25 protein-coding genes and 1 riboswitch are annotated in these 24,248 nt (G+C 41.8%); of the genes, 6 read left to right on the plus strand and 19 right to left on the minus strand.

Annotation, left to right across the window (positions count from 1 at the left end; genetic code table 11):
* From thiE to MKX52_RS17415, 3 genes are read right to left on the minus strand one after another with little or no spacing between them, the layout of a single operon-like run.
* The gene (gene thiE / locus MKX52_RS17405; protein WP_342491129.1) at window positions 1-669 is read right to left on the minus strand and encodes a thiamine phosphate synthase; all 669 of its coding nucleotides are present in this window, start codon (window positions 667-669) and stop codon (window positions 1-3) included.
* Complete coding sequence (gene thiM / locus MKX52_RS17410; protein ID WP_088002527.1) at window positions 656-1,480, minus strand: hydroxyethylthiazole kinase; 825 nt, start codon at window positions 1,478-1,480, stop codon at window positions 656-658. Before thiM ends, thiE begins: the two co-directional genes overlap by 14 nt.
* A 17-nt stretch (window positions 1,481-1,497) precedes the next feature.
* Entirely contained in the window at window positions 1,498-2,385 is an 888-nt protein-coding gene (locus MKX52_RS17415) for a LysR family transcriptional regulator (protein ID WP_342491130.1), read from the minus strand.
* Between the two features lie 165 nt (window positions 2,386-2,550).
* Between MKX52_RS17415 and MKX52_RS17420 the strand changes: the two genes are divergently transcribed.
* Together MKX52_RS17420 and MKX52_RS17425 are read left to right on the plus strand one after the other, a co-directional pair.
* A complete protein-coding gene (locus tag MKX52_RS17420) occupies window positions 2,551-2,934 on the plus strand; it encodes a CidA/LrgA family holin-like protein (protein WP_342491131.1) in 384 nt (127 codons plus the stop codon).
* Window positions 2,928-3,608: a CidB/LrgB family autolysis modulator gene (locus MKX52_RS17425; RefSeq protein WP_012011692.1), complete on the plus strand. Its 681-nt coding sequence runs from the start codon at window positions 2,928-2,930 to the stop codon at window positions 3,606-3,608. Before MKX52_RS17420 ends, MKX52_RS17425 begins: the two co-directional genes overlap by 7 nt.
* Before the next feature lie 37 nt (window positions 3,609-3,645).
* Here MKX52_RS17425 and MKX52_RS17430 read toward each other — a convergent pair whose 3' ends face one another.
* Window positions 3,646-4,827: a class I SAM-dependent rRNA methyltransferase gene (locus MKX52_RS17430; RefSeq protein WP_342491132.1), complete on the minus strand. Its 1,182-nt coding sequence runs from the start codon at window positions 4,825-4,827 to the stop codon at window positions 3,646-3,648.
* A gap of 117 nt (window positions 4,828-4,944) precedes the next feature.
* Here MKX52_RS17430 and MKX52_RS17435 point away from each other — a divergent pair, with 117 nt between their 5' ends.
* The gene (locus tag MKX52_RS17435; protein ID WP_012011694.1) at window positions 4,945-5,328 is read left to right on the plus strand and encodes a VOC family protein; all 384 of its coding nucleotides are present in this window, start codon (window positions 4,945-4,947) and stop codon (window positions 5,326-5,328) included.
* A gap of 79 nt (window positions 5,329-5,407) precedes the next feature.
* On the opposite strand, the gene MKX52_RS17440 is transcribed toward MKX52_RS17435, so the two are convergent.
* The 3 genes from MKX52_RS17440 to MKX52_RS17450 all read right to left on the minus strand — a co-directional run bounded on the left by MKX52_RS17440 (window position 5,408) and on the right by MKX52_RS17450 (window position 7,611).
* Window positions 5,408-6,136: an amino acid ABC transporter ATP-binding protein gene (locus MKX52_RS17440; RefSeq protein ID WP_144469468.1), complete on the minus strand. Its 729-nt coding sequence runs from the start codon at window positions 6,134-6,136 to the stop codon at window positions 5,408-5,410.
* On the minus strand, window positions 6,133-6,777 hold the full coding sequence (locus MKX52_RS17445) for an amino acid ABC transporter permease (RefSeq protein ID WP_342491133.1): 645 nt from the start codon (window positions 6,775-6,777) through the stop codon (window positions 6,133-6,135). Before MKX52_RS17445 ends, MKX52_RS17440 begins: the two co-directional genes overlap by 4 nt.
* A gap of 69 nt (window positions 6,778-6,846) precedes the next feature.
* Window positions 6,847-7,611, minus strand: a complete 765-nt coding sequence (locus tag MKX52_RS17450) for a transporter substrate-binding domain-containing protein (protein ID WP_144469464.1) — start codon at window positions 7,609-7,611, stop codon at window positions 6,847-6,849.
* A 526-nt stretch (window positions 7,612-8,137) separates the two neighbouring features.
* Between MKX52_RS17450 and MKX52_RS17455 the strand changes: the two genes are divergently transcribed.
* Together MKX52_RS17455 and MKX52_RS17460 are read left to right on the plus strand one after the other, a co-directional pair.
* A complete protein-coding gene (locus MKX52_RS17455; protein WP_342491134.1) occupies window positions 8,138-9,223 on the plus strand; it encodes a Rap family tetratricopeptide repeat protein in 1,086 nt (361 codons plus the stop codon).
* Window positions 9,224-9,242: 19 nt separating this feature from the next.
* On the plus strand, window positions 9,243-9,383 hold the full coding sequence (locus tag MKX52_RS17460; RefSeq protein WP_162900864.1) for a hypothetical protein: 141 nt from the start codon (window positions 9,243-9,245) through the stop codon (window positions 9,381-9,383).
* A 48-nt stretch (window positions 9,384-9,431) separates the two neighbouring features.
* Here the strand turns inward: MKX52_RS17460 and MKX52_RS17465 are convergent, their stop codons facing one another.
* The 5 genes from MKX52_RS17465 to MKX52_RS17485 all read right to left on the minus strand — a co-directional run bounded on the left by MKX52_RS17465 (window position 9,432) and on the right by MKX52_RS17485 (window position 15,674).
* A complete protein-coding gene (locus MKX52_RS17465) occupies window positions 9,432-10,064 on the minus strand; it encodes a GTP pyrophosphokinase family protein (protein ID WP_065097768.1) in 633 nt (210 codons plus the stop codon).
* Window positions 10,065-10,157: 93 nt separating this feature from the next.
* On the minus strand, window positions 10,158-11,171 hold the full coding sequence (locus MKX52_RS17470; protein ID WP_012011699.1) for an ABC transporter permease: 1,014 nt from the start codon (window positions 11,169-11,171) through the stop codon (window positions 10,158-10,160).
* Window positions 11,168-12,664 (minus strand): sugar ABC transporter ATP-binding protein, encoded by a 1,497-nt coding sequence (locus MKX52_RS17475; protein ID WP_342491135.1) that lies wholly within the window; start codon window positions 12,662-12,664, stop codon window positions 11,168-11,170. Before MKX52_RS17475 ends, MKX52_RS17470 begins: the two co-directional genes overlap by 4 nt.
* Window positions 12,665-12,733: 69 nt before the next feature.
* On the minus strand, window positions 12,734-13,852 hold the full coding sequence (locus MKX52_RS17480; protein WP_012011701.1) for a sugar ABC transporter substrate-binding protein: 1,119 nt from the start codon (window positions 13,850-13,852) through the stop codon (window positions 12,734-12,736).
* Window positions 13,853-14,021: 169 nt separating this feature from the next.
* A riboswitch (SAM riboswitch) is annotated at window positions 14,022-14,131 on the minus strand.
* A 115-nt stretch (window positions 14,132-14,246) separates the two neighbouring features.
* Window positions 14,247-15,674 (minus strand): right-handed parallel beta-helix repeat-containing protein, encoded by a 1,428-nt coding sequence (locus MKX52_RS17485; RefSeq protein WP_088002544.1) that lies wholly within the window; start codon window positions 15,672-15,674, stop codon window positions 14,247-14,249.
* Window positions 15,675-16,040: 366 nt separating this feature from the next.
* On the opposite strand from MKX52_RS17485, the gene MKX52_RS17490 reads away from it, so the two are divergent.
* On the plus strand, window positions 16,041-17,132 hold the full coding sequence (locus MKX52_RS17490) for a branched-chain amino acid aminotransferase (protein ID WP_003215056.1): 1,092 nt from the start codon (window positions 16,041-16,043) through the stop codon (window positions 17,130-17,132).
* A 318-nt stretch (window positions 17,133-17,450) separates the two neighbouring features.
* Here MKX52_RS17490 and MKX52_RS17495 read toward each other — a convergent pair whose 3' ends face one another.
* From MKX52_RS17495 to MKX52_RS17525, 7 genes are all read right to left on the minus strand, one after another.
* Window positions 17,451-17,849, minus strand: a complete 399-nt coding sequence (locus tag MKX52_RS17495) for a hypothetical protein (RefSeq protein WP_088002550.1) — start codon at window positions 17,847-17,849, stop codon at window positions 17,451-17,453.
* 119 nt (window positions 17,850-17,968) lie between these two features.
* The gene (locus MKX52_RS17500; RefSeq protein WP_144503513.1) at window positions 17,969-19,297 is read right to left on the minus strand and encodes a 6-phospho-beta-glucosidase; all 1,329 of its coding nucleotides are present in this window, start codon (window positions 19,295-19,297) and stop codon (window positions 17,969-17,971) included.
* A complete protein-coding gene (locus tag MKX52_RS17505; protein ID WP_012011706.1) occupies window positions 19,294-19,620 on the minus strand; it encodes a PTS lactose/cellobiose transporter subunit IIA in 327 nt (108 codons plus the stop codon). Before MKX52_RS17505 ends, MKX52_RS17500 begins: the two co-directional genes overlap by 4 nt.
* Before the next feature lie 26 nt (window positions 19,621-19,646).
* Window positions 19,647-20,996 carry a PTS cellobiose transporter subunit IIC gene (gene celB / locus MKX52_RS17510; RefSeq protein WP_342491136.1) on the minus strand — a complete coding sequence of 450 codons (1,350 nt, stop codon included), beginning with the start codon at window positions 20,994-20,996 and terminating at the stop codon, window positions 19,647-19,649.
* 14 nt (window positions 20,997-21,010) lie between these two features.
* Window positions 21,011-21,316 (minus strand): PTS sugar transporter subunit IIB, encoded by a 306-nt coding sequence (locus MKX52_RS17515; protein WP_012011708.1) that lies wholly within the window; start codon window positions 21,314-21,316, stop codon window positions 21,011-21,013.
* 119 nt (window positions 21,317-21,435) lie between these two features.
* Window positions 21,436-23,382: a BglG family transcription antiterminator gene (locus MKX52_RS17520; RefSeq protein ID WP_342491137.1), complete on the minus strand. Its 1,947-nt coding sequence runs from the start codon at window positions 23,380-23,382 to the stop codon at window positions 21,436-21,438.
* Window positions 23,383-23,619: 237 nt separating this feature from the next.
* Complete coding sequence (locus MKX52_RS17525; RefSeq protein WP_342491138.1) at window positions 23,620-24,234, minus strand: sortase; 615 nt, start codon at window positions 24,232-24,234, stop codon at window positions 23,620-23,622.
* Between the last annotated feature and the right edge of the window lie 14 nt (window positions 24,235-24,248).

The raw sequence follows: 24,248 nt of genomic DNA on the forward strand, positions 1-24,248 counted from the left end.
TTAAAGTAATGCTTTTTCTGATGTAACAAGTGCTCTTAATTCTTCTGCTGCTTTCTTAGGATCAGCGCTCTGGCTAATGGCGCTGATGATGCTGATACCATCTGCTCCTGCTTGTATGACTGGTGCTGCATTATCGTATGCGATACCCCCGATGCCAACAATCGGAATATGAAGTCCATGATGACGCACTTCAGTGATCAATGAGACTCCTTGGACACTGCGTGTATCCTTTTTCGTTTCTGTTGGATAGACTGGACCCATGCCGACATAATCTGCACCGTCTTTCATGGCTTGTTTCACTTCGTCTAGGTTATGCGTAGATACACCTAATATTTTATCCCCGATTTTTTGTCTGACGTCTTTTGCATTTGTATCTTCCTGTCCAACATGTACGCCATCTGCATCTAAATCTATCGCTAGCTGCACATCATCATTTACAATAAACGGAACATTCGCTTCTTTGCAAAGTACTTGGAGTTGACGAGCCAATTGTTTCTTCTCTTCTCCTTGCAAGGCTCCCTCGCCCTTTTCTCGAAATTGAAACATGGTGATTCCGCCTTGAATCGCCTCTTTCAACACATCAAGCGGTTGCTTGCTTGTATTCGCTGTTCCCATAATAAAATAAACCGATAATTGCTGTTTGATTTGCTGTTGATCAGTCTTTGTCATGTGACATTCCCCCTATTTTCCCTAGCGTCAACACATCATTGCCAGTTGTGTGTGAGAGTGCATTGAGCAATTCCATTTGAAACGTACCTGGCCCTTTATTCTGGGTGTACTGAGCTGCCTTTTCAGCTGCGACACCATAAAACAATAGAGCAGCTGCCGATGCGTGAAGCGGCCTTTCACCTGCTGCACAAAATGCCCCGATAACAGACGTCAGTAAACAGCCTGTTCCCGTCACCTTGGTGAGCCATTCATGTCCATTATGAATAGACAACAAGTCCTCTCCATCTGACACTACATCGACTTCCCCTGTAATCACCACAACCGTCTGAAGTGTCTTCGCTGCTTGTTTGACTAGTGCCGATACATCTCCGTTTGCTGCTTTCGCATCTACGCCTTTTGACTCCCAACCATCCACTTCAAGTAAATGAGCAATTTCTGCAGCGTTCCCTCTGACAACGGTTATGTTCACTTGCTCTAACAGCTGTTTTGCCGCTTTCAAACGAAACGTTGTCGCACCAACGCCGACAGGATCTAATAGAACAGGTATCCCCTTTTTATTAGCAGCTTGTCCAGCCAGAATCATGGACTCCACCGTCTCCTTGGTCAGTGTGCCAATATTTAGCACAAGCGCATCGGCTAATTGCGCCATTTCTGCCACTTCTTCTTTGGCGTTTGCCATGACCGGCGAAGCGCCTAAAGCAAGCAGACCATTCGCTGTAAAGTTCGTCACGACTTGATTGGTGATATTATGAACAAGTGGATTTTCCGCTCGAACCTTCTCCAATAAATGAGATGCGATGCTTGTTTTCATCCGTATCGTCCTCCCTTTTACTCTGCTCCCCATACATAGGATTTCGTATGTTTTAACCATTCTCTTGCCGCAAACGACAAATAGCGATCCTTTCGCCAAATGACTCCTAAATGCCACGGGATCGATGTATTTAAGGAAATGACTTTCACCTTTTCAGGATCAAGATCACGGCAGATCCGCTCAGGCAGAAGGCCAATCCCCAAGTTCTCGGCTACCATCTCACTAATGAAATCCCATTGAGACGTCTCATAAATGACATTGGGCCGGAAGCCCGCATTCATACATTCATTCAATATCCGGCTATGCAGAACAAAGTCTTCTCGAAAGAAAATAAAAGACTCTTCCTTTAAATCAGCTAAATCAACCTTATCTCGATCTGCCATCGGATGTGATGGATGCGTCACGAGCTTCATGTCCTCTTTAATAATGGTGTACGTATGAAAGATTTTATCATTTGCAGGCAGAACAATGACACCAATATCTAACGAACCATCTTCGACCCCTTCCTCTACTTTGATAGAGCCGTGTTCCACCAATTGAAATGTGACATCTGGATACTGCTGGCGAAATTCTCCCATGACATTCGGGAAAAAACTCGATCCAATCATCGGTGGCAGCCCGATGCGAATATGCCCTTTTTTAACATTCATTAAATCGTTTAGCTCGCTTGTTAAATTTTGAAATGATTGTGTGATTTCACTCGCCTGGGTATACATCGTTTGTCCAGCATCTGTCATTTCAACCTGTCTGCCATTCCGATAAAACAACTGCACCCCTAGCTCATCTTCAAGGTTTTTGACCATCTTGGATATGGTAGGCTGCGACACATAAAGAGATTGTGATGCTTTTGTGAAGCTTTTTAACCTTGCCACTTCTAAGAAATATGTTAAATGTCTAATGTCCACATGACTCATCCTTCCTATAGACAAAAGGAATACTAATTATTCGATATATGTATTTTACCTATAACTGAACGTGCTGTACACTTTAAAGTAAGCTAATCAATTGGAACGTTGTCATGTTTTTGTGAAACAGTGAACAATTTATATAGAAAAAGGAGTGAACAGAAAGTGAAATTGGTCAAAACGCCGCTGATTGCTGTCCTTCAGATTATGGCTTTGTTTGTTTTTGCGAAATTGATGAATGTGCTCGCGGCCTTTTTGCATTTAAGAATTCCGGGCACGATATTAGGCATTCTGGTCATTTTCTTATTACTTCATTTTAAAATTATTCAATTAAAATGGATTGAACTTGGTGCCGTCTGGCTGCTCGGAGAACTGCTACTATTCTTTATCCCGTCCGCCGTTGGTGTTATTGATTATGGAACATTGCTTTCTCAATCTGGTACAAGTATTGTCCTTGTCGTCTTACTGAGTACCTTTGTCGTCATGCTCTCGACTGGTATCATGACGCAAATGATTGCGAAAAGAAAGGAGCGAAAAAAGCTATGTTAGTTGGCGTACTATTTTTGATCTTAACAGTTCTTTTATATCTCGGATCAAAAGCGGTATATAAACGACACCCGAAGGTCTATGTCTCACCGTTACTTGTGACACCGCTTGTCCTTGTCGTCTTGCTTTTAATCGTCAACATTCCTTACGACGCATACAATCAAGGCGGGAAATGGCTCACGAATATGCTTCAGCCTGCGACTGTTGCTTTTGCCATTCCCCTCTATAAGTATTTTCACATTCTGAAGAAGCATGCAGTGGAAATTATTTTGAATGTGGCTTGCGGTTCTGTCATTGCCATCCTATCTACGGCATTTATCGCGAAGTTGTTCCACTTGGATACAGGCCTTATTGAAAGTCTTGTCCCAAGGTCGGTCACAACGCCAGTGGCGATGAGTGTGTCAGAAATGATTGGCGGAATGCCGTCCGTTACGGCAGTATTCGTCATTTTAACCGCACTGTTTGGGTCAATCATCGGTCCAATGATCATTCGTTATTTCCGTATCGATAATGACATTGCCATGGGCGTCTTGCTTGGTACAGGTGCACACGGGGCAGGAACATCAAAGGCATTTGAAATGAGCTCCGTCTCAGGGACGATCTCAAGCGTATCCATGATTATTTCAGCCATCATTACTTTATGTGCAGCGCCTATCCTCATGTCGTTTGCCTTATAAAAAAAGCCATTTCCTTTATCGGAAAATGGCTTTTTTCTTATGCTTGTATGAAGACAACCTTTAAATAATTTCCTTCAGGATAATTTTTCGTCGTACGGAAATCCTCAGGAAGTGTATATTCTTCAAGGATACGATAGGTTTGGCCTGATTCTTTAAAGGCCTGCGCAATAAATCCTTTGAATTTCTTCATACCAAATGCACTGCTATTCGTTGATGCCACAATGACGCCGTTCTCAGCGGTGATTTGGATGGCTTCTTTTAATAGCTTCTTATAGTCCTTCGCTGCACTGAATGTGTGTTTTTTCGTGCGTGCAAAGGAAGGCGGGTCTAATATGACAAGATCATAGGTCCATCCTTTTTTCGCAGCAAACGGAAAATACTTAAAGACGTCCATAACTTTAATATCTTGCCCATCCACATCTATATCATTGACTTCAAACTGTTCAGATGTTTTTTTCAAACTGCGGTTTGCGACATCTACACTTGTCGTCCGGCTCGCTCCGCCAAGTGCTGCTGCTACAGAGAAAGCACCTGTGTAAGAAAATGTATTGAGCACGGTCTTTCCGTTTGCATAACGATCTCGAATTGCTTTTCTCACATGACGTTGATCAAGAAAAATACCTGTCATCGCACCATCATTTAAGTAAACCGCTATGTTCATGCCATTTTCTTTGACGATAAGAGGAAATTCACCTTTTTCTCCCTTTACAAAATCATCATCTTCTATATACTGTCCCGACGTATCAAATCGTTTCTTTTCATAAATGCCTTTATAGTCTGGATATACATGCTCAAGTGCAGCCAATACTTCCGCCTTGAATGTATACACTCCTTCGCTATACCACTGGATGAGATAGAAACCGTCATAATGATCAATCGTGAATCCACCAATTCCATCTCCCTCTCCGTTGAACACACGGAAAGCAGTCGTCTGTGCATCACGAAATAAATGCGTTCTACTTTTCGATGCCTGCTCAAGCTTGGAGACAAAAAAGGCGTGGTCTATTTTTTCGTTGGCATCAAAAGTAAGTACCCAGCCGATCCCTTTATTTTGCACACCATAATATCCTTTTCCTAAAAAGGCGCCTCGCTCATCCACCCATTCAATCAGTTCGCCTTCTTTCACACTGCTTACATGCGATACAGCATCTTTAGAAATGAGCGGATATCCTTTTTTGAGTTGTTCTGCAAATGTTTGTTTTAATGAGATTTTTTTCATTTGTGTCATCCTTATCCTAAATTGACTCTCTCTATCCTATCATATGAATGTATACGTTACTTCTATTATGATAAGATGAGGAGAAAAATATCAACACACCATAGAGGAGGCTCTTTTTTGACGACATTACGATTAGATCATACAGGTATTATGGTTTCCAATATTGATACGTCCATTGATTTTTATGAAAAAGTCGTGGGCATGAAATTAAAGGATCGCATCACTCATACAAACGGAGTGATTGAGCTTGCATTTCTCGGCTTTAAAGATGAGGCAGAAACGGAAATTGAGCTCATCCAAGGGTACAGTAGCGATCTGCCATCTGAAGGAAAAGTACACCATCTTGCCTTTACAACAGACAATATTCATGCTGAATTCAATCGTATTCAAAAGCTGCAAATTGAATTGATTGATGAAGAAATTACGACGTTACCAAATGGATACTGCTACTTCTTTTTCAGAGGGCCAGATCAAGAATGGATCGAATTCTTCCAGCGCTAATATTTCCTAGGAAATGGGGCCGATTCCCTTTATGCCCCATAAAAAAGAGTAAGAGCATCCATATGCCCTTACTCTTTTTTTATAACACCTTACTAAGAAATGATTTTGTACGCTCATGCTGCGGGTTTCCAAAGAGAGCTTCCGGTTTGTCTTCTTCGACAATATATCCGCCATCCATAAAGATCACGCGGTCTCCAACCTCTCTCGCAAAGCCCATTTCGTGTGTGACCACAATCATCGTCATGCCTTCGACGGCTAATTGTTTCATCACTGCTAATACATCTCCGACCACTTCAGGGTCAAGAGCAGATGTCGGTTCATCGAATAATAACACTTTCGGGTCCATTGCCAAGGCTCTAGCAATGGCGACACGCTGTTTTTGTCCACCAGATAATTGGTTAGGATAGCTTTTGGCTTTGTCTTTTAAGCCTACCTTTTCAAGCAGGTCCATCGCTTTATCGAGTGCCGCCTTCTTGTCGGTGCCTTTTACCTTCACCGGTGCGATCGTGATGTTTTCTAAAACGGTTTTATGAGGAAATAAATTAAAGTGCTGAAACACCATCCCCACTTCTTGACGTACTTTATTGATATTCACCTTTGGATCTGTAATCGTATGTCCGTGGACAACGACTTCACCAGCCGTAATATCTTCTAATTTATTGAGACATCTTAGAAACGTGCTTTTGCCTGACCCAGAAGGGCCAATGACACACACTACTTCCTTTTCTTCGATGACTGCATTAATATCCTTTAACACTTCGTGATCTCCAAAGGATTTCTTCAAATTTTTCACTGTAATCATACTCATTTGATATCAAATCTCCTTTCTGCATAGCTAGCCAGTAGAGAAAGTAAATAAATGATCACGAAATAAATGATACCGACAATGAGCCAGACATTCAAAGGATCAAATGTTGCCGATGCTTGTACTTGACCCCGCTGCATAATATCGGCGATTCCGATAATTGATAAGAGAGACGTGTCCTTCAAACTGATAATGGCTTGGTTTGTAATTGCTGGAAGCATGCGGCGAAATGCTTGCGGAAGCACGATAAAACGCAAGTTTTGTCCCCCTGTAAAGCCTAAGGAACGTGCAGCTTCTGTTTGTCCTTTATCAATGGATTGAATCCCAGCACGAACAATTTCTGAGAAATAAGCCCCTGCATTAATCGCTACTGTAATAATCCCTGCCGGCACTCGATCAAGCGATATGAATTCAAGTGTATTCAAACCAAAGTAAATGAAGAATAGCTGTACGATAAATGGTGTGCCTCGAATGGCATTGACAAAGACAAGCGCGATGAAATTTAAGATTTTAAAAGGTGATAGACGGAATAATGCCACTATTAAACCGATGATAAATCCTAAAATGATGGCAACAACAAAGATATATAAAGTGGTTTGCAACCCATCCATTAAATACGGAAATGCATTAACAATCGTGTCCATGTTTCTCCCTCCCTAATTCACATACGGCGTATCATAAAGAAAGCGCGCTCGGAGCGCGCCTCGCCAGTGTTATGACTTCAAATATTTATCAATAATCTTGTCATATTCACCGTTTTTCTTTAGGTTCTCTAGACCTTTATTGATCTTTTTCAATAGATCTTGGTTTTTCCCCTTCATGACAGAGATACCATACTGGTCGCCATTCAATCGGTCTCCAACTGTTTTCAATTTTAAATCTTGTTGTGCGATTGCATACGTAATGACAGGATAATCCTCAATTAAAGCATCTGCATTTCCGTTTGAAACTTCTTGGAACATCGATGGGCTGTCGTTAAATTGAACCACTTCATACCCATATTTATCTGCGTTATCCGATGCAAATTTTGCACCCGTCGTCCCATTTTTAACAGCTAGCTTTTTCCCCTTTAAATCATCAATTGATTTAATGCTGCTGTCTTTTTTCACAACAACTGTCAGTCCAGCGTCGAAGTATGGGTCTGAGAAATCTACCTTCTTCTTACGCTCATCTGTAATACTCATTCCGCCCATCCCTACATCAAGCTGGCCTGCCTGCATTGCGGGGATAATGCCTGAGAAATCCATAGCTTCCAGCTTCACTTTGAAGTCTTGGTCTTTCGCGATGGCGTTAATTAGATCTACGTCTATCCCTTCAGTTTTACCGCCCTTTTCAAATTCAAACGGCGGATATGTTACATCTATCCCTATTTTATATGTGTCTTTGCCTTCTCCCGAACCGCTGTCCGATTTTGATCCACAGGCTGCCATGACGAACACAACTATGAGTCCCATGATCAGTAACATCGATTTTTTCATAAAACACGACCCCCTATTGTCAGTTTTGTCTAAATATTCGTAATACCATTAATAATATACCACGCTAAATCTATAGTGTGTGATATTTTTTATCAATACCAAAGATCCATACAATCCTAGATCAATAGTCTCTTTAAATTTTACTTTTTTGCGAATAACTCATTTATTCTAAAAGAAAAGCAATTCACAATCATGATGTGAGATAATCTCACAAAAAACGAGATATCACCTTGAAAACCGCCGTTTTTTCTAACATGCGAAGATAGACGTTTGAATGACTTTCTTCTCTCTATTGATATTGCAATATATTTTTTCTAATATCCTCTTTTTACCTAAAAATATGTAAGCGTATACAAAAAGACACCTAATCCCTATTTCTTTCACAACTGGTTGAATTTACATCAAAAAACATGTTTTACAAATTGCGAGAGAGCGCTTAAAATATAAGAAGATACTGAATATGGAAAGTGAATTCAGATGAACGGAAATCGAACTAGAGTGATAGATGAAGAAAGGAGGATATAAATTGTCAGAAACAGGTGTTTTGTCGTCCGTTGATGTAGCGAATATGTTAAATGACTGGTATGTCATGATGAAAAAAAGAGAAATACAAGGTGCGATCCAGCTAAAAGAAGAGATTCTTCAAGCGTTTGATCACATGGAAGAGAATCAAGACGTCTTACTTTACTATCAATTGCTAGAGTACCGTTTTAAAGATCTCATCGAAGATACAGCTTCGTTGGATCATAGTCTTTTTGTTGATGAAAATGCAATCCGTACAGATGACATGCTCAGCTACTATTTCTATTTCTTTAAAGGGATGTATGAAATGCGCAGAGGCAATCAGGATACGGCATTTCACCTTTTAAAATTGGCAGAGGATAAATTAGATCTCGTCCACGATGACATTGAGAAAGCAGAATTTCATTATAAAACAGGCTGTCTTTACTATAATATAAGATCCACGCTCCTCTCCATACACCACTTGAAAATGGCTTCATCTATTTATGACGCAGATCCATGTTATGTAAAAAAGTCAATCAGCTGTCAAATGATGCTCGCTTTGAATTATGCTGATCAATCAAAATATGATGAGGCAGAATCATTATTTGAAGAAGTGATTCATTCACTAGAACAAATGGAAGACCCAGATTTACTTGGTCATGCGTATTGCAATGCAGCTTTTATTAAAAGTCTTAGAAATGAATACAGTGAAGCTGTGTCGCTCCTAGAAAAGGCTTTATTGATCGAGACATTTGAAACGTCTTCTCCAGGCGGCTACTTACTTGCCATGTATGCCTACACAAAAGCACTATTCAAGCTGAAAAAACCTGGTTTGTTCCACTACTATGTACAGCTTTCACTTCAAAAAGCAGAAAATTTAAAACAACGAAACATTTCACTTAAATTATCTATTTTAGAAACACTGATGCTTCAGCAAGACAACATGATAGAGCAAATCAAGTCTTATTGTGATCAATTAGAATCTATGAATTTTCTTGTCGATCTTGAAGCCATCTGTCAGGATGCAGCTGCTTACTTAACAGATCTTGGACTTCATGAAGAATCTACTTATTTCTGGAACAAGGCGTTGTCCTTAAAAACTTGTTAAGAATATGGAGTGATATATGATGAAAAAATGGCTTATCACAACTGCGGTTTTGACACTCTTGATAACTGGTGCTTCCATTGGCGCTTCTATCCAAAAAGATAGCCAATCTGCACAATCTCAAGATATGATTCAAAAGAGAGACCGCGGTACCAATCCTTAAACATGTTAAAGAGCAGCTGTGAATATCGTAGCTGCTCTTTTTTATGCACTAATCAATTTCTCGTTTAATATTTTGCATTTTTTCATCTAAGTAATGGGCTATATCAGCCGCTTCCTTCAGTTCATCGGTTAGCTGATGAGGAACATCGTTTTGCAATTTATAATAGATTTTATGTTCAAGACTCGCCCAAAAATCCATCGCTATGGTCCGCACCTGAATCTCAACCTTCACATGCTCCACACGATTCGTTAAGTAGACAGGAATCTCCACAATTAAATGAAGACTTCTGTAGCCATTTGGTTTTGGATGTTGAATGTAATCTTTCACTTCAAGGATTTTTAGATCCTCTCTTTGCCTCAATACATCGATAATATTATAGATATCTTGAATAAAGGAGCAGATGATGCGGACACCTGCGATATCATGAATATACTCCTTGGCACATTGTGTTGTGATGTCGCATCCTTTTCTTGCTAATTTATTTACAATGCTTTCAAAGGATTTGATCCGTGATTTTGTATGCTCTATTGGATTGTGGCCATGGATTAAATTATATTCTTGGCTAATGATTGAAAACTTCGTATCCATTTCATCTAATGCAAATTTATATACTAATAATTCATTTTTCCAGTCTTCCATGACGTTTTTCAAATCTTCTACATGAGTTGCTGACATATTCATTTCTTTTGTCATCTCCTTTTGGGAAACGGCGGCTGCACCGCTTTCCGTTTACTAGACGGAGACGAGACTCGAAAGGTTTTAAAAAATACATCGTCAGCCTCGCTGTTTGTAATACGTCAACGCTAGCGCAAGCGCGAGTACAGAGCCTTTCACAATATCCATCGCGTAATAAGGGACAGACATCATCACAAGCCCATTTTGCAAAATACCGATGAGCACAGCCCCAATAAAAGTACCAAATGCATTTGGTTTTCCTGCTCCCATGACGGAAAAACCGATAAAAGCTGCCGCTACGCCATCCATTAAATAAGGTGTACCTGCATTTATTTCCGCTGTCATCACCCTTGATGCCAGCACAATACCACCGATTGCTGCAAATAAAGCTGAGAGCAGATATGCCGCGATTTTATATTTGTTTACATGTATCCCGGACAATCGAGCCGCTTCCTTATTCCCACCAATGATGTACATAAATCGTCCGTGCTTTGTGTAGGTCATGAAAATATGTGCAAATAGCACAATCACTGCCATTAAGAGAATAATATATGGCACCTGTCCGATTTTGCTAAAAAAGGCGGGAATTGTACCCGTTGAGAATGTACCGTCAGGCAGCACCATGTTTTCAGAAATGGTCGCCCCTTTCGTATACGTTTGAGCCAATCCTTGAATGATAAACATCATGGCTAATGTCATGAGCATATCTGGAATTTTCATTTTGACAATCATCAAGGCATTGAGTAAACCAACAATAAGGGCAGCCGCTAGCGCAGAAAGGATCGCAATCAGCGGGTTTTGCGAAAACCACACAAACATAGAAATCACGATTGCATTTGATAACGTTGCGACTGATCCGACTGATAGATCAAAGCCGTTGACTGCCAATGAGATGGTAAGGCCCACCGCAATAATGGTCACAATCGAGATAGACCGTAAGATATTGATGATATTCCCTGTTTGTAAAAACGCTGGATTCGCTGCCGCAAATACCACAATCAATACAACAATGGTTAAAATCGTGCCATATCGATAAAAGAAATCAAATAGATGAAAGGATGGCCGCTGTTTTTTCGTTTGCTGCACAGGGGCTAGAATTTGTCGTTCAGTCATGATTGTCCTCCTGTTGAATGATATAAAAGCTCTTCCTCAGTCGTTGGGGCCGTCATTTCCCGGGCAATGCTGCCATCATACAGCACATAGACGCGGTCTGCGATCCCTGCAATCTCCGACAGCTCACTTGACGCATAAATCACAGATTTCCCGCGGGCGGCAAGCTCTGCAATCAGTGTGAAAATATCTTTTTTCGCTCCAACGTCAACACCTTTAGTTGGTTCATCAAAGAGATAGACATCCGCCTCAGCCAGCAGCCATTTTCCGATGGCAATCTTCTGTTGATTTCCACCGGATAGATGCTTCACCTTTGCTTCAAGAGATGGGGTTTTCACACCAAGTCGCTTGACGATTTCGTCTGCTTTCCGCTTTTCCTTTGAACGATGTAAGAAGCTGAACACACGTGAGAATGAGCGAAGATTTGCTGCTGTTAAGTTCCACCCCACACTCTCTTCTGTCAGAACCCCTTCCTTTCTCCTTTCTTCTGGCACAAGGGCCATTCCAGCTCTCACAGCTTGATGAGGCGATGTGAAGCGTACGGTTTGACCATGAAGTTGTACAGTCCCCGTCGTTTTTTCTGAGGCGCTGAAAAGCGCTTTACACAATTCCGTTTTTCCTGCACCGACAAGGCCTGCAATTCCGAGAATTTCTCCCTTTTTTACATGAAGATGAATGTTGCGTAATTTATGCTGGTCGTTTAGCTGCTTCACTTCAAGGACAATAGGTGCGTCTTTCAAAGGTGTACGAAGCGGGAATTGCTCCTCTAATGGCGCTCCTAGCATTTCTTCAATGATCTGCTGGGGATTTGTATTTTGAACAAGATGAGCTGCGACATCGGTTCCATTTCGCATCACTGTCAGTTCATCACAAATGGTGAAAATTTCAGGCATGCGATGAGAGATAAACACAATACCCGTTCCATTCTGTTTCAGCCGATCAATCATTAAAAATAACTTGTTTGTTTCTGTATGACTAAGCGGGGCAGTTGGTTCATCTAAGATTAAAATGCTGCATTTGATTGAAACAGCCTTGGCGATGAGCACCATCTGTTTTTCCGCAAGGGACAGATCACTCACAAGGCGTTTTGTGGAAATGTCGATGTCCAATTCTTTTAATCGGTGAGCTGCCTTACGGTGTAGCTCTTTCCAGCCGACAAATGTTTTTTTCTCAAGCTGATGCATCATCATATTCTCTCCAACACTTAAATAAGGAACGAGAGCTGTATCCACTTCTTGATGAACCGTCTGCACACCATATGAGGCTGCATCCTTTGGGGTTTGAATTGATGCCGCCTGACCATTGATTTGAATGCTTCCTTCATAATGGGAATGAGCGCCAGAAAGAACTTTCATTAACGTGGACTTCCCAGCACCATTCGCTCCAATCAGTGCATGAACTGTCCCTTTTTCTAATGTGAAATTCACTTGATCTAACGCTTTTACTCCTGGGAATTCAATCGAAATATGCTTCATACAAACTAACGGCGCTGTCATAGGTGTCCTCCTTCTCATGATCATCATCTGAAAAACGAAACACCCTCTATAGAAGAGAGTGCACGACGTTTATTTTGTATAATGCTTCTTCAAGGTCTTCATCCAATCTTCTTCAAAGGCAGTTGATGAGCCGAATCCCTTCACTTCGTCTGCAAGATTGACCATATTGATGGCTTTTCCTGATTGTTGAAGCTGTTTTTGTGAGATGAGAGAGGCCTCAAGGTCATAGGAAGACGGGGTTTTCTCGCCCGCTATTTTCTTCGCAAGAATTCTCACGTCAACTGCGCCAATGAGCTTCGGATCAACTGCTGCTGTGTACTTCCACGGACTGTCTTTTGCTGTCATTTCTTGAAGATCAGCATTTGACACATCAATCCCATAAATCTTCACTTCTGTTCTTCCTGCTTCCTTTAGCGCTCTTGCTGCGCCAATGGCAAAGGCATCCCACGTGGCAAAAATAGCATCGAGTTTACCCTTTGGATATTTATTCAGCATCGCTGCCACAGCATTTTGTGTTTGAACAGACGTATCAGAGGAGGCAATACCAAAGCGGTCAAGTTCCTTGATTCCTGAATGTTGTTTGAGCGTTTCTTGATAAACCTTGTTCCGTCTCACCATTGGCGGGAATCCATCTACCCAGAGGTACGCAATATTGGCTTTTCCTTTAAAATCAGACACGAGTGCATCTAGTGATTTTTTCGCTAATTGTTCGTCATCTTGAGACGTCACTGTAACCCCTTTGATGCCTTTCAGTTTAGGATTTGAATCGAACGCTACGACCGGAATGCCCTTTGCCGTAATCTTTTTCACGTCAGCGACGGTCGCCTCGTCGTCCCCATGAGAGATGATAAAGCCATCATAATTTTCTTCCAGCGCCTGAGAGATGGCGTCATGGAACTTCGCTGTATCTCCATTTGCGGTGTAGACATCAACCGTAAAGCCAAGCGCTTCACCTTCTGCCTTTGTCCCAGCTAAAAACTGTGCTGTATGATCATCTCCGCCGATTTTACGGATGACTTTAATTTTTGCTCCCTGTCCCTTTGCGAATCGCTTCGGTACATTGTCAAAAGAGACTTTTTCATTCGCATTTGCCTTTGAGCCCGCACTCGATCCAGTGCCGCAGCCTGTTAATAGGACAGTCAATACCGTTAATAATATAAGACTAGATGTAAAATACTTACGCTTCATTGCTGTTCCTCCTCAAGTTGTTTTTATTTTTCACATCGGAAAACTAGGTAAAAATGTAGGAAAACGCCAGTAAACTGTTCTTCCTTTTGAAAAAGAGACGACAAAAAGCCTCTCTTAGAAAGAGAGGCTTGAACACCGTTGCATGAAACATGTATCGGGAATTCTTCCTCTCTTATCTGTCAAAGCTGTCACAGCTTTGCAGGAATTAGCACCAATTTCTATAGTAGAAACGGTTGCCGGGCGTCATAGGGCCAGTCCCTCTGCCTCTCTTGATAAGAGATCCGTTATGAAATTTTGTTTTCGTTGAAATGTCTTCTTTACTTTAATGTGATGTCACATCAATGTCAATGATTTTTTTGAAAATTTAAAACAATGCGTTTGCGTTCACACATGCTTAATTTCCGATGATTTTCTTAGCAGGTGATGACTTCTTCAGGCGAAAATCATATTTTTTCTCATTCACAAATTGCGGATTGAGATGTGCTGATCCTTTATCTTGACCGCTTTTAGAGAGATATGTTTTGTAGCCTTCCATCCATTTCCCGCGCCATACCCACTGTGAAGCCTTCGCACCTTTGCGGTCATCATAAACGTTCTTCTGGAAGGTATTCTTTTGATTCACTCCATAAAGATTCACGACTAAGTAATGCGAGGCACTCGCTGTCATGATATTGCTCGTGATTCGATTGTTCACGGCTTGATATTGCATCAACAATTGACCGCCTTCTAAGCCGGCTGTGTCATTTTTGTATAAAATATTATGTGAGATCGTCGTATTTGTTGTTCCGCCTCGCTTTTTATCATAACCGCCAATTGAAATGCCTGTATAACGGTTCAAATACACTTGGTTGTGTTCAATGCGAATACGATCTGCCATTTTTCCTTTATGTTCACTTGTGACTTCAATCCCAAGATCGTTGTGATGTGTAATGTTATGATCAATCACAATATCCTTCCCACCATCCACATAAATGCCACCAGCGGAGATGTCTTTGCCATAGGCTGGATTCCCTACACTCGTGATCTCGTACACTTTGTTTCTTGATACAACACCATTTCTGACTTGATCGTACTTTTTAGAAGGTGCTACGTTCTCAAAACCAATTAAATCAATACCTATATTATCCGTGTGGCGAACCGTGTTATGTGTCACACGAAACTTAGTGACGTTCCCATTGAGCACAAGCGCTTCACTGAAGCCAAGCTTTAATTTTTCAACAGTGTTTCCTTTGATTTCAATATCTTCAATGGCCGCTGGAGCTTTTGTTCCATAGACCGCAATACCGTGCGCATTCCCATTTTTGTGTGTCGTCTGAATGTCATACACTCGGTTGTTGAGAAGTTTGACGCCTTTCCCGCTTCCTTTGATGAAAATACCGACTGGGGTCAGGTCTTCTTTATTCGTCTTGAGATGTCCCACCGTCAGACCTTTGAGGGTAATGTAACTTTTTTGATCGATCGTGACAAGACCGCCATCTGCTTGATTTCCTTTAAGTGAAGCCCCGCTAATAACAGGTTTTTCTTTTCCATAAGCTTGAAAGATAACTGGTGCTTTCTTTGTACCTGAATGGCGGACAATCAATTTCTCTTTATATGTGCCGCCTCTCACGTAAATGGTTGTCCCGGCTTTCGCCATACTTGCCGCTTTTTTCAGCGTGCGAAAAGGTTTTTGCTTCGTTCCTGGGTTTTTATCGTTTCCGTTTGTCGCTACGTGATAGGCTATGCTTTGCTTAGCGCCAGCCTCCTCCGTCATCGCTTGACAGCCGAAGCTGATGACGGTCATGAATAAAATAAGTAAAATACCTGGTATCGCTCGTTTCATCCTGTTGTTTGCTCCTTTCACTTCTATTTTCTTTATCGGTTAAAAAAAAGAGGATTAAAATATGAGAATGCCCCTTGCAATGTACTGGTCAAAAGGTGTATGGTTGAAAGAATATCTTACAGGAAATTTATCCGCTTTTAAATTGTCAGATTAATCAGTTAATAATGCATTTGGATTTTATTTCTTTATTACAAAGGGGTGACATGAGGCAGACTGACGGCAGAGAGAAGGAAAGCGCTTTAACAGATTTTTCTTGTCTGAATTCCAGAAAACCTATTGCTAATATTTTGTGAAGGTATAGAATAGAATCATAATTATTTCATATTATTAGAATTTTCAAATAATCAAACAGCAAGGAGATTTACGATGCCAAAACAACCCATCCGCGTTGAACTTAGTTCAACAAAAAAACCAAAACCTCAATCTGATCAACTTGAATTCGGAAAAATCTTCACAGATCACATGTTTGTGATGGATTATTCCATTGATCAAGGCTGGTATGACCCAAGAATTATCCCTTATCAGGCTATTCCAATGGACCCAGCTTCGATGGTCTACCATTATGGGCAATCTGTTTTTGAAGGCTTGAAGGCTTATGTTTCCGAGGATCAGAAAATTCTCTTATTCCGTCCGGAAAAGAACATGGAGCGCTTAAACAGATCCAATGACCGCCTGTGTATCCCGCAAATTGATACAGAAACGGTTTTAGAGGGCTTAAATGAACTCATTCGCATTGATAAGGATTGGGTACCTGATGCAGAGGGCACTTCCTTGTATATCCGTCCATTCATTATTTCCACTGAGCCGTATTTAGGCGTTGCACCGTCAAGCACGTATAAGCTGCTGATTATCCTCTCTCCAGTGGGATCTTACTATAAAGAAGGCATCCATCCAGTCAAAATTGCCGTTGAAAACGAGTTTGTCCGTGCCGTTAAAGGCGGAACAGGAAATGCCAAAACAGCTGGAAACTACGCCTCAAGCCTTAAGGCACAGCAAGTGGCTGAAACGAAAGGTTTTTCACAAGTTCTTTGGCTTGATGGTGTTGAGAAGAAGTATATTGAAGAAGTCGGAAGTATGAATATCTTCTTTAAGATCAATGGGGAAATCGTGACGCCTGAACTGAACGGCAGCATTTTAGAAGGCATCACCCGTAACTCTGTACTTGAGCTATTAAAACATTGGGGAATTCCAGTGACAGAGCGTAAAATTTCGATTGATGAGTTAATTGAAGCACATCAATCAGGTGAGCTTGAAGAAATCTTTGGAACTGGAACGGCGGCCGTCATCTCTCCTGTCGGGGAATTAATTTATCACGATCAGCCATATGTGATTCAAGATGGTCAAACAGGTGAAGTATCAAAGAAATTGTATGAAGCCATTACGGGTATTCAAAAAGGCACACAACCAGATATCTTCGGCTGGACAGTAGAAGTCGACTCGGTCGTCAAACAAGCTTAAACATGTAAAAGAACCTTTCAATCATGAAGGGTTCTTTTTTTGTTTATTCACCTCTCCAATATACCTTATAATGGTAAATACATATGATTAAGGAGAGTGATGGTATGTTTTTTACTTATCTACTAGCGTTCATTGGGATCTGTATCGGTTCAATGATCGTCGCTACTGGTTTCGACGATTCACCGTTTCACACCCGTGTTCTATTTAAGTTTCTCGGAATTTCTATCCTTGTTCTTTCTATTACTTTTGTAAAGGTTAGACGAAAGAGGTTACGTGGCAAAAAGGCGAAATAGCCTTAGATATCCAGTCAGCCTTCTATCAAATCGTACACCAAAACAAGACAGATACACCTACAATCGCCCCTGCATATATCCACTGTTTCCATTTGATGCTCCTCTTTTTTTCGATCAGTAAAAAGATCTCTGGTAAAAAGACGATGATGATTTCTATGATAAAAACAAGATAATAAACAAACGGCATCGGCTGAAAATCAAAGTCTCTTTCATCTCCACCAATTGTGGCGAAATACATCAACAGGTTGGTTACTGGAATGGTAAAACAAACGAGCAGGCGAAGAACATAAATCCACACATACTGTCTATGACGAATAAGACCAATAAATGAAGCGATGATGCCATACAAAAACAAGACCACTGTGCCATAACTCAACAGAGGTTGAACGACAAAGCCGTAAAGCATTAAACCAATTGCAACCATACTCAAACCGTCCTTTCTTTGAAGCCATACATGTTGTTTTTTAACTATCATACACTTCTTTTTTGAATTTCTATATGGGGCAATGATAAAAAAACGACCCCATAAAGGGGCCATTTGTTTTAAGCTTTAACTGATTTGAAGAATTGCGGTAAATATTCACGATGGGCTTCGAGCATTTCATCTAAAATTTGCTTTGCAATTTCGTCAGATGGGACAAGCGGATTGATCGTCATTGCTACAAGAGCCGTCTCGTAATCTCCTGTGACTGCCGCTTCTGCTGCCACACGCTCAAATGATTTGATTTGTTGAACGAGCCCTCTCACAGCTACAGGTAGATCACCTGTCGCAATTGGTTTTGGTCCGTCCTTCGTGATAATACAGTTCACTTCAACCGCTGAATCAGCGGGAATGCTGGCTATTGCGCCTCTGTTCACTGTATTGACTGGTTGGATGTCATGCTTATCATTATAGATGGAGCTGATTAAGTTACATGCCGCGTCACTGTAGTACGCCCCGCCTCTTTTTTCGAGCTGCGGTGGTTTAATTGATAAATCCGGATCTTTATAGAGCTCAAATAATTCGTGTTCGACCTGCTGGACAACCTCTGCTCTTGTTCCTTTTTCTTGGGCTGCCTTTTGCTCTTCTTCCAGCATATCTTTTGTTTTATAGTAATAGCGGTGATACGGGCATGGGATGACTCCTAAGCCTTTCACAAAAGAAGGTTCCCAGTTTTTCGCTTCAATGTTCTTCATAGACCACTGACTATTCGGATTTCCTAATTCATCGAGCACTTGATCCATAATGCTGATCCCGTCTAAATACACGTCTAATCCATAAACCATGTGGTTGAGGCCCGCAAACTGTACCTCGATCCGTTCAACATCCACCTCAAGCGCCTTGGCAATCCCCATTTTTATCCCAATTGGAACATTGCATAGTCCGACTACTTTTTTTAGATTCGTATAGCGCAGCACAGCTTCTGTGACCATCCCTGCTGGATTTGTAAAATTCACAAGCCATGCATCTGGACAAAGCTCTTCCATATCCTTCACGATGTCGAGAATCACTGGAATGGTTCGAAGACCTTTAAATAAACCGCCTGGTCCGTTCGTTTCCTGACCGATGACGCCGTATTTCAGCGGGATTCTCTCATCCTTTGCACGTGCTTCAAGCAACCCTACACGAAATTGTGTTGTCACAAAATCTGCGTCCTTCAGGGCCTCCCTGCGGTCAAGCGTCAGGTGTACTTCAATCGGTAGCCCGGCTTTTTCGACCATGCGTTTCGCGAGAGCACCCACGATGTTTAACTTTTCTTGACCCGCTTCAATATCCACGAGCCATAATTCCTTTACTGGCAATTCATGATACCGTTTGATAAATCCTTCGACAAGCTCAGGCGTATAGCTCGATCCTCCGCCTATTGTGACAATTTTGATTCCTTCTTTCATGAATTGACACCTCCGAGTTGCTTCATTTTTTCATGGAGTTCGATGATTTCCGCCGCAAGCTCCTTGACAGTCATTGCGTTCATGAGATGATCCTGTGCATGGATCATTAAGAGACTGATGTCGGTCTTTTCTCCTCTAATTTCTCCTTGGATCAGCTCTGTCTGTGCGTGATGCGCCTCATTTAACGCGTCTTGTGCTTCCTGCAATTTTAGCTTCGCCTCATCAAAGTTTCCTTGCTTTGCACATGTAATGGCTTCCATCGCTGAGCTTCTGCCATTCCCGCCGTGTAAGATGAGTTGAAACACAATTTGTTCCATTTCCATCGGCCGCATCCCCCTTGTTTCCTCTATTACATGTTGACGACATTTTCATCAGTTGTGGCTTTTGTTTCTAGTTCACTTTCTTCTTTCAATTTCTGCTTATCCCACATTCTAAAGAATGGGTAGTATAAAGCGAATGACAACACCAGGTTAATCAGCTGCATGACCGCACCAGAGATTTTGCCTCCTGTGGCGAGATAGCCTGAAATAATAGGCGGCATCGTCCATGGGACCGCAATCCCCGCCGGTTTTGCGACAAGCCCTGTGCTCATTCCGATATATGTGGTAATGATCATCATGATTGGCGTAAGGATAAACGGAATCAAAAGCATTGGGTTCATGACAATCGGCATTCCGAAAATGATCGGTTCGTTGATGTTAAAGATAGCTGGCCCAATGGCAAGTCGGCCAAGCTGTTTCATTTGCTTACTTCTGGCACGTAAGATCATCGTCAGCACCAAGGCAAGCGTTGCACCGCTTCCGCCGACATTGATGAAGATTTCAAAGAACTGCGCTGTGAAGATATTTGGCAGCACTTCTCCTGCTTGGAATGCGAGACGGTTCTCATCCATCGCACCGAGCCAAATTGGTCCCATGACGCCGCCGACAATGGTTGCTCCATGAATACCGCAAGCCCAGAGAAGCATTTGCACGCCCATGGCGACAATACTTCCGCCTAAGCTTCCACCAAGAATGGAAAGCGGTGTGCCAATTAAGACCGTGATGATATTATGAATACTTTCAAATGGTGTCATCTCAATCAAAAGTCTAGCGACCCAGATTAGCGTGATGACCACAAAACCTGGAATAAGTGCGATAAACGATTTACTCACTGCTGGCGGTACACCATCAGGCATCTTAATGACGATATTCCGCTGGACGATGAATCGGTAAATTTCAGTTGAAAGCATGGCAATAATCATAGCAACGAATAACCCTTTACTGCCCATCAATGTGACTGGAATTCCCCCACCTACTAATATGGCTTCTGTTGAGCCTTCAGGTGTGAAAGGAACTTGATATGGTGTCGCCAAAAGGAAAGCTGCAACAGCGATCGCACCAGATGATAGGGCATCCACTGCATACTTTTCAGCTAGCCTGTAGGCAATCCCGAAGGTTGCAACAAGTGCCATAATGTCAAAGGTTGCATTCACAGGGTAGGATAGTTTCGTGGCCCATTCTGCTCCGAAGATACTTGCCATAAAATCGCTGTATCCTGGAATCGGAAGGTTGGCTAAAATGAGAAACAGTGAACCGACAATAATGAGAGGCATGGTTAAAACAATTCCGTCACGCAATGCTTGTAAATGTCTTTGAGCGGCAATCTTCCCTGCAAACGGCATGACCTTCTCTTCTAGAAATCGGTTGAATCCATTCATCCCATCCGCCCCCTTTATCCGTTCACTAACTGTTCAGCAGATTTTAAAACCTCAGCCCCATTACATACGCCGTAATGCACGGTATTAATGACGTCGACTGGAATACTTTTTTCTTCTCCTAGCTTTTTCATTTGTGGTAATAAATATCGAACCTGTGGTCCTAATAAAAGCACATCGGCTTGATCAATATGATTTTTTGCTGAATCTCCGGATACTGCCCAAATACGATAGTCTTTTCCTTGTTCTTGCGCGCTTTTCTCCATTTTTGTAACTAGTAAGCTTGTAGACATACCTGCTGCACATACCAATAAGATGTTCATGTGTAAACGCCCCCTTTTGAAAGTGTGTAGCTTTTCTTTACACACTCATCATATTATGAAACCGCTTTCATAAACACCTATACTTTTTCCTTTAGGAAGCGGAAAAAGTTAAGATCACACTATGAATTCTTGTACGAAGGAGCCTTCTTATACATGATATCGAGCATGTCTTCAAATGTATCACAGGCGATGAGGTGCTGAATGAATTTCACATTGTGCACAAGCTCACCCAGTAGACGGTACATCCCTTTTAAGTCTTTTGCATTCTCTTTTTCGACACAAAGCAAGCAGACAAATTGAACTTTTTTCTCTCCCCATATAATCGGTTTTTCTAGTGTACATATTGCCCAAAATGTCTCTTCTGTCAGCGGCGTCATTGGGTGCGGAATGGCTGTATAATGCCCGAAGGATGTAGGAGCAGCCTCTTCTCTTTCCATCACAGAAGGTGTAAGCTCTGCTGGTGCTAATCCCATATCGATGACTTTTTTTGTAAGAAAGGCGATGACCTCTTCCTTTGTTTGAAAGGCACGCTTTGTAAAGACCAATTCCTTTTTCATATATTGAGAGGCCAATGTCACCCTTGTTTCACTCGTCAGGGCTTCTTCAATTTTTAAAAAGTCGCCGCCTCCCAAAATAGTATTCACTTGTATGACGGGTATCGGGATATCCATCTGAATCGGGACCGTTGTAATAATCAAATCAAGGGCATGTAAAGAGACATGCGGAAGCGAATAAAGCTCTGCTGTGCCTAAGATTGTCAACTTTGACCCAAATTGTGACCGCAATCGATCCTGCAGCAGCCTCGCACTCCCTGCACCAGATGCACAAACAATGAGACATCGCTTCGGCGGAATCTCCATTTTTCTCCGCTCTAAAGCCGCACCAAAATGAAGTGCGATATAGCCGATTTCATTCTCATGAATACATAACCCCGTCTCTTCTTCAATTACCCGGCTAGCGACAATCCCTGCTTCAAAAGCAAGTGGATACCCCGCCTTTATTTCATCAAGCATCGGATTTCTTAAGTTCATCCCATATTTACACCGAGTCATGGCTGGCTTTAAGTGCAGGCTGAGCCCAATCAGCAATTCCGCATCTCCTGCTAAATCCAGCTGCAATTTTTGGTCAATCGCTTTCAACATAAGCTGAACAAGACGGCTCGTGTCATCATCCACAATTTGTTTTTGACCGCTCGACGAAAAGGACTGCACCATTTTAGCTGTTCCTAACAAATGAATGGCGATATAGACGATCTCCTCTTGTGGAAAAGAGACGTCCAGCAGTCCTTCAAGACGTTCCACCATTTTTTTCGCGACCTTGTATTCCTTTGCCCGTGGAATTTCATTGATTTCTTCTGGCAAAACAGATACATAGTTTCCGTGTCTAATCCGTTTGCAGGCAATCGCAACATGAACGATTAAATTATTCATGCAAATGTCTGATAGATTCATTCTTTCTTTATTGATATAATCAATGATTGTTTTCTGAATCAATTCCAATTCATGTTTTGGCAAAATGGTCACTGCTGTATTCAGCATCGTTTGGTAGGAACGGCGTTCATTGAATAAATATTCTGACATACAATAACGGATTTTCATCTCCGATCCTTTGATCCGGCAGCCTTTATTCGGCTTTGCTTCCAGCTTTAGATCAAAGGGTTCAAGCTTGCGTTTGACCCATTTCATATCGTTACTCATCGTCGATTTACTGATAAACAGCTGCTCCTGTAAATCTTCCAGTTTCACATAAGACTCTGCAAGAAGCAGTTTTTTTAAAATAAACCGAACGCGCTCCTCCGGCAGAACAGCCAGCGGTTCTTCCTGTTCGACCTCTTCTTTCATAAAACGGCGAAAGGCATTCTCATCGTTGATCAACAGCTCATAACCAGCTCCTCGAACAGCTGATACAGCCGCTTGGTAAGGAGCGAGACGGTCGTTCAGTTCCTTGATGTCTGTACGAACGGTGCGGCTTGTCACTTGTAAGCTGACAGAAAGCGCAGCGCTTGTGAGCGGGGTCTCCGCTGCCATTAACTGACTTAAAATGTGCGCCAGTCTTTTACTCAGCATCAGATCGGCCTCCTTATGTAAGGGTGGAGAATCTGCCTTGTCTGGACAGGTTGTATACGCTTGCAGTTCTCTTCATTACTCATATTCTACTGAAAAGAAATAAAAATTGCCAACTCATTTATATGACAAACGCCCCTACTTATACAACAAACCATATCTAATGACCTATGAATCTTTTTATAGGACCGTTTGGAAACCATGAAAAAAAGGCGCTGCACCTTCGAGCCATCGCCTTTTTTATGAAGAGATCAGCTGCGTAAAGACAACCAATCTTTTTTCATGAGTCCCAGCTGCATGATCAAATGTCCCTGTACATGTGATTAAGTTGAGATTTCGTGTAAAAGCATACCCGAAAAATGCATTAGGCTTTTCTTCACGAGGATAACTTTGCACTTTGATGACTTCAAAGGTTCGCTTTTTCCCTGACGAGGACGTCACGATTACCTTGTTTCCCTTTTTTAGCTCCTTTAGTCGATAAAAAACAGAAGGTCCCCATTTATTATCAACATGACCATTCATGACGGCGTTCCCTTTATCTCCTGGCTTTGGACCATCTTTAAACCAAGCTGTGTTGTCCGTCTTTTTAGGAACGCCCATACTGCCATCCTTAGATAAGGTGGTTTTCTCTACTTTTGCTTTGACACCAATCGCCGGAATTGCAATTTCAGCCGGTACAATACCGGACGGTTCGTCTTTTAATATAGCTTTTGAATGAGACTGTTTTGCGGCTTGGTTTGTTATGATTTTTTCAGGAGATGAGGTTGTTTTAGCGGATGACGAATCATCCATTGATTTTGATGCACAGCCCGTGATGATGAGAAGCATCAGAAGACCAAACATCCACCTTTTCAAGTCAGTCTGCCTCC

Origin of the sequence: Bacillus sp. FSL R5-0422, assembly GCF_038610765.1 — a bacterium.
Taxonomy (GTDB): Bacteria; Bacillota; Bacilli; order Bacillales; family Bacillaceae; genus Bacillus; species Bacillus pumilus_O.

Bases quoted from the DNA above. Each gene is read 5' to 3' on its own strand.
- MKX52_RS17445 (WP_342491133.1), bottom strand. From the start codon at position 6,777: ATGGACACGATTGTTAATGCATTTCCGTATTTAATGGATGGGTTGCAA.
- MKX52_RS17475 (WP_342491135.1), bottom strand. From the start codon at position 12,664: ATGACAGCGCCGTTAGTTTGTATGAAGCATATTTCGATTGAATTCCCA.
- thiE (WP_342491129.1), bottom strand. From the start codon at position 669: ATGACAAAGACTGATCAACAGCAAATCAAACAGCAATTATCGGTTTAT.
- celB (WP_342491136.1), bottom strand. From the start codon at position 20,996: ATGAATGGATTCAACCGATTTCTAGAAGAGAAGGTCATGCCGTTTGCA.
- MKX52_RS17440 (WP_144469468.1), bottom strand. From the start codon at position 6,136: ATGAGTATGATTACAGTGAAAAATTTGAAGAAATCCTTTGGAGATCAC.
- MKX52_RS17505 (WP_012011706.1), bottom strand. From the start codon at position 19,620: ATGGAAATGGAACAAATTGTGTTTCAACTCATCTTACACGGCGGGAAT.
- MKX52_RS17490 (WP_003215056.1), top strand. From the start codon at position 16,041: ATGCCAAAACAACCCATCCGCGTTGAACTTAGTTCAACAAAAAAACCA.
- MKX52_RS17470 (WP_012011699.1), bottom strand. From the start codon at position 11,171: ATGACTGAACGACAAATTCTAGCCCCTGTGCAGCAAACGAAAAAACAG.
- MKX52_RS17460 (WP_162900864.1), top strand. From the start codon at position 9,243: ATGAAAAAATGGCTTATCACAACTGCGGTTTTGACACTCTTGATAACT.
- thiM (WP_088002527.1), bottom strand. From the start codon at position 1,480: ATGAAAACAAGCATCGCATCTCATTTATTGGAGAAGGTTCGAGCGGAA.
- MKX52_RS17450 (WP_144469464.1), bottom strand. From the start codon at position 7,611: ATGAAAAAATCGATGTTACTGATCATGGGACTCATAGTTGTGTTCGTC.
- MKX52_RS17515 (WP_012011708.1), bottom strand. From the start codon at position 21,316: ATGAACATCTTATTGGTATGTGCAGCAGGTATGTCTACAAGCTTACTA.
- MKX52_RS17495 (WP_088002550.1), bottom strand. From the start codon at position 17,849: ATGGTTGCAATTGGTTTAATGCTTTACGGCTTTGTCGTTCAACCTCTG.
- MKX52_RS17500 (WP_144503513.1), bottom strand. From the start codon at position 19,297: ATGAAAGAAGGAATCAAAATTGTCACAATAGGCGGAGGATCGAGCTAT.
- MKX52_RS17425 (WP_012011692.1), top strand. From the start codon at position 2,928: ATGTTAGTTGGCGTACTATTTTTGATCTTAACAGTTCTTTTATATCTC.
- MKX52_RS17520 (WP_342491137.1), bottom strand. From the start codon at position 23,382: ATGCTGAGTAAAAGACTGGCGCACATTTTAAGTCAGTTAATGGCAGCG.
- MKX52_RS17430 (WP_342491132.1), bottom strand. From the start codon at position 4,827: ATGAAAAAAATCTCATTAAAACAAACATTTGCAGAACAACTCAAAAAA.
- MKX52_RS17465 (WP_065097768.1), bottom strand. From the start codon at position 10,064: ATGAATATGTCAGCAACTCATGTAGAAGATTTGAAAAACGTCATGGAA.
- MKX52_RS17485 (WP_088002544.1), bottom strand. From the start codon at position 15,674: ATGAAACGAGCGATACCAGGTATTTTACTTATTTTATTCATGACCGTC.
- MKX52_RS17480 (WP_012011701.1), bottom strand. From the start codon at position 13,852: ATGAAGCGTAAGTATTTTACATCTAGTCTTATATTATTAACGGTATTG.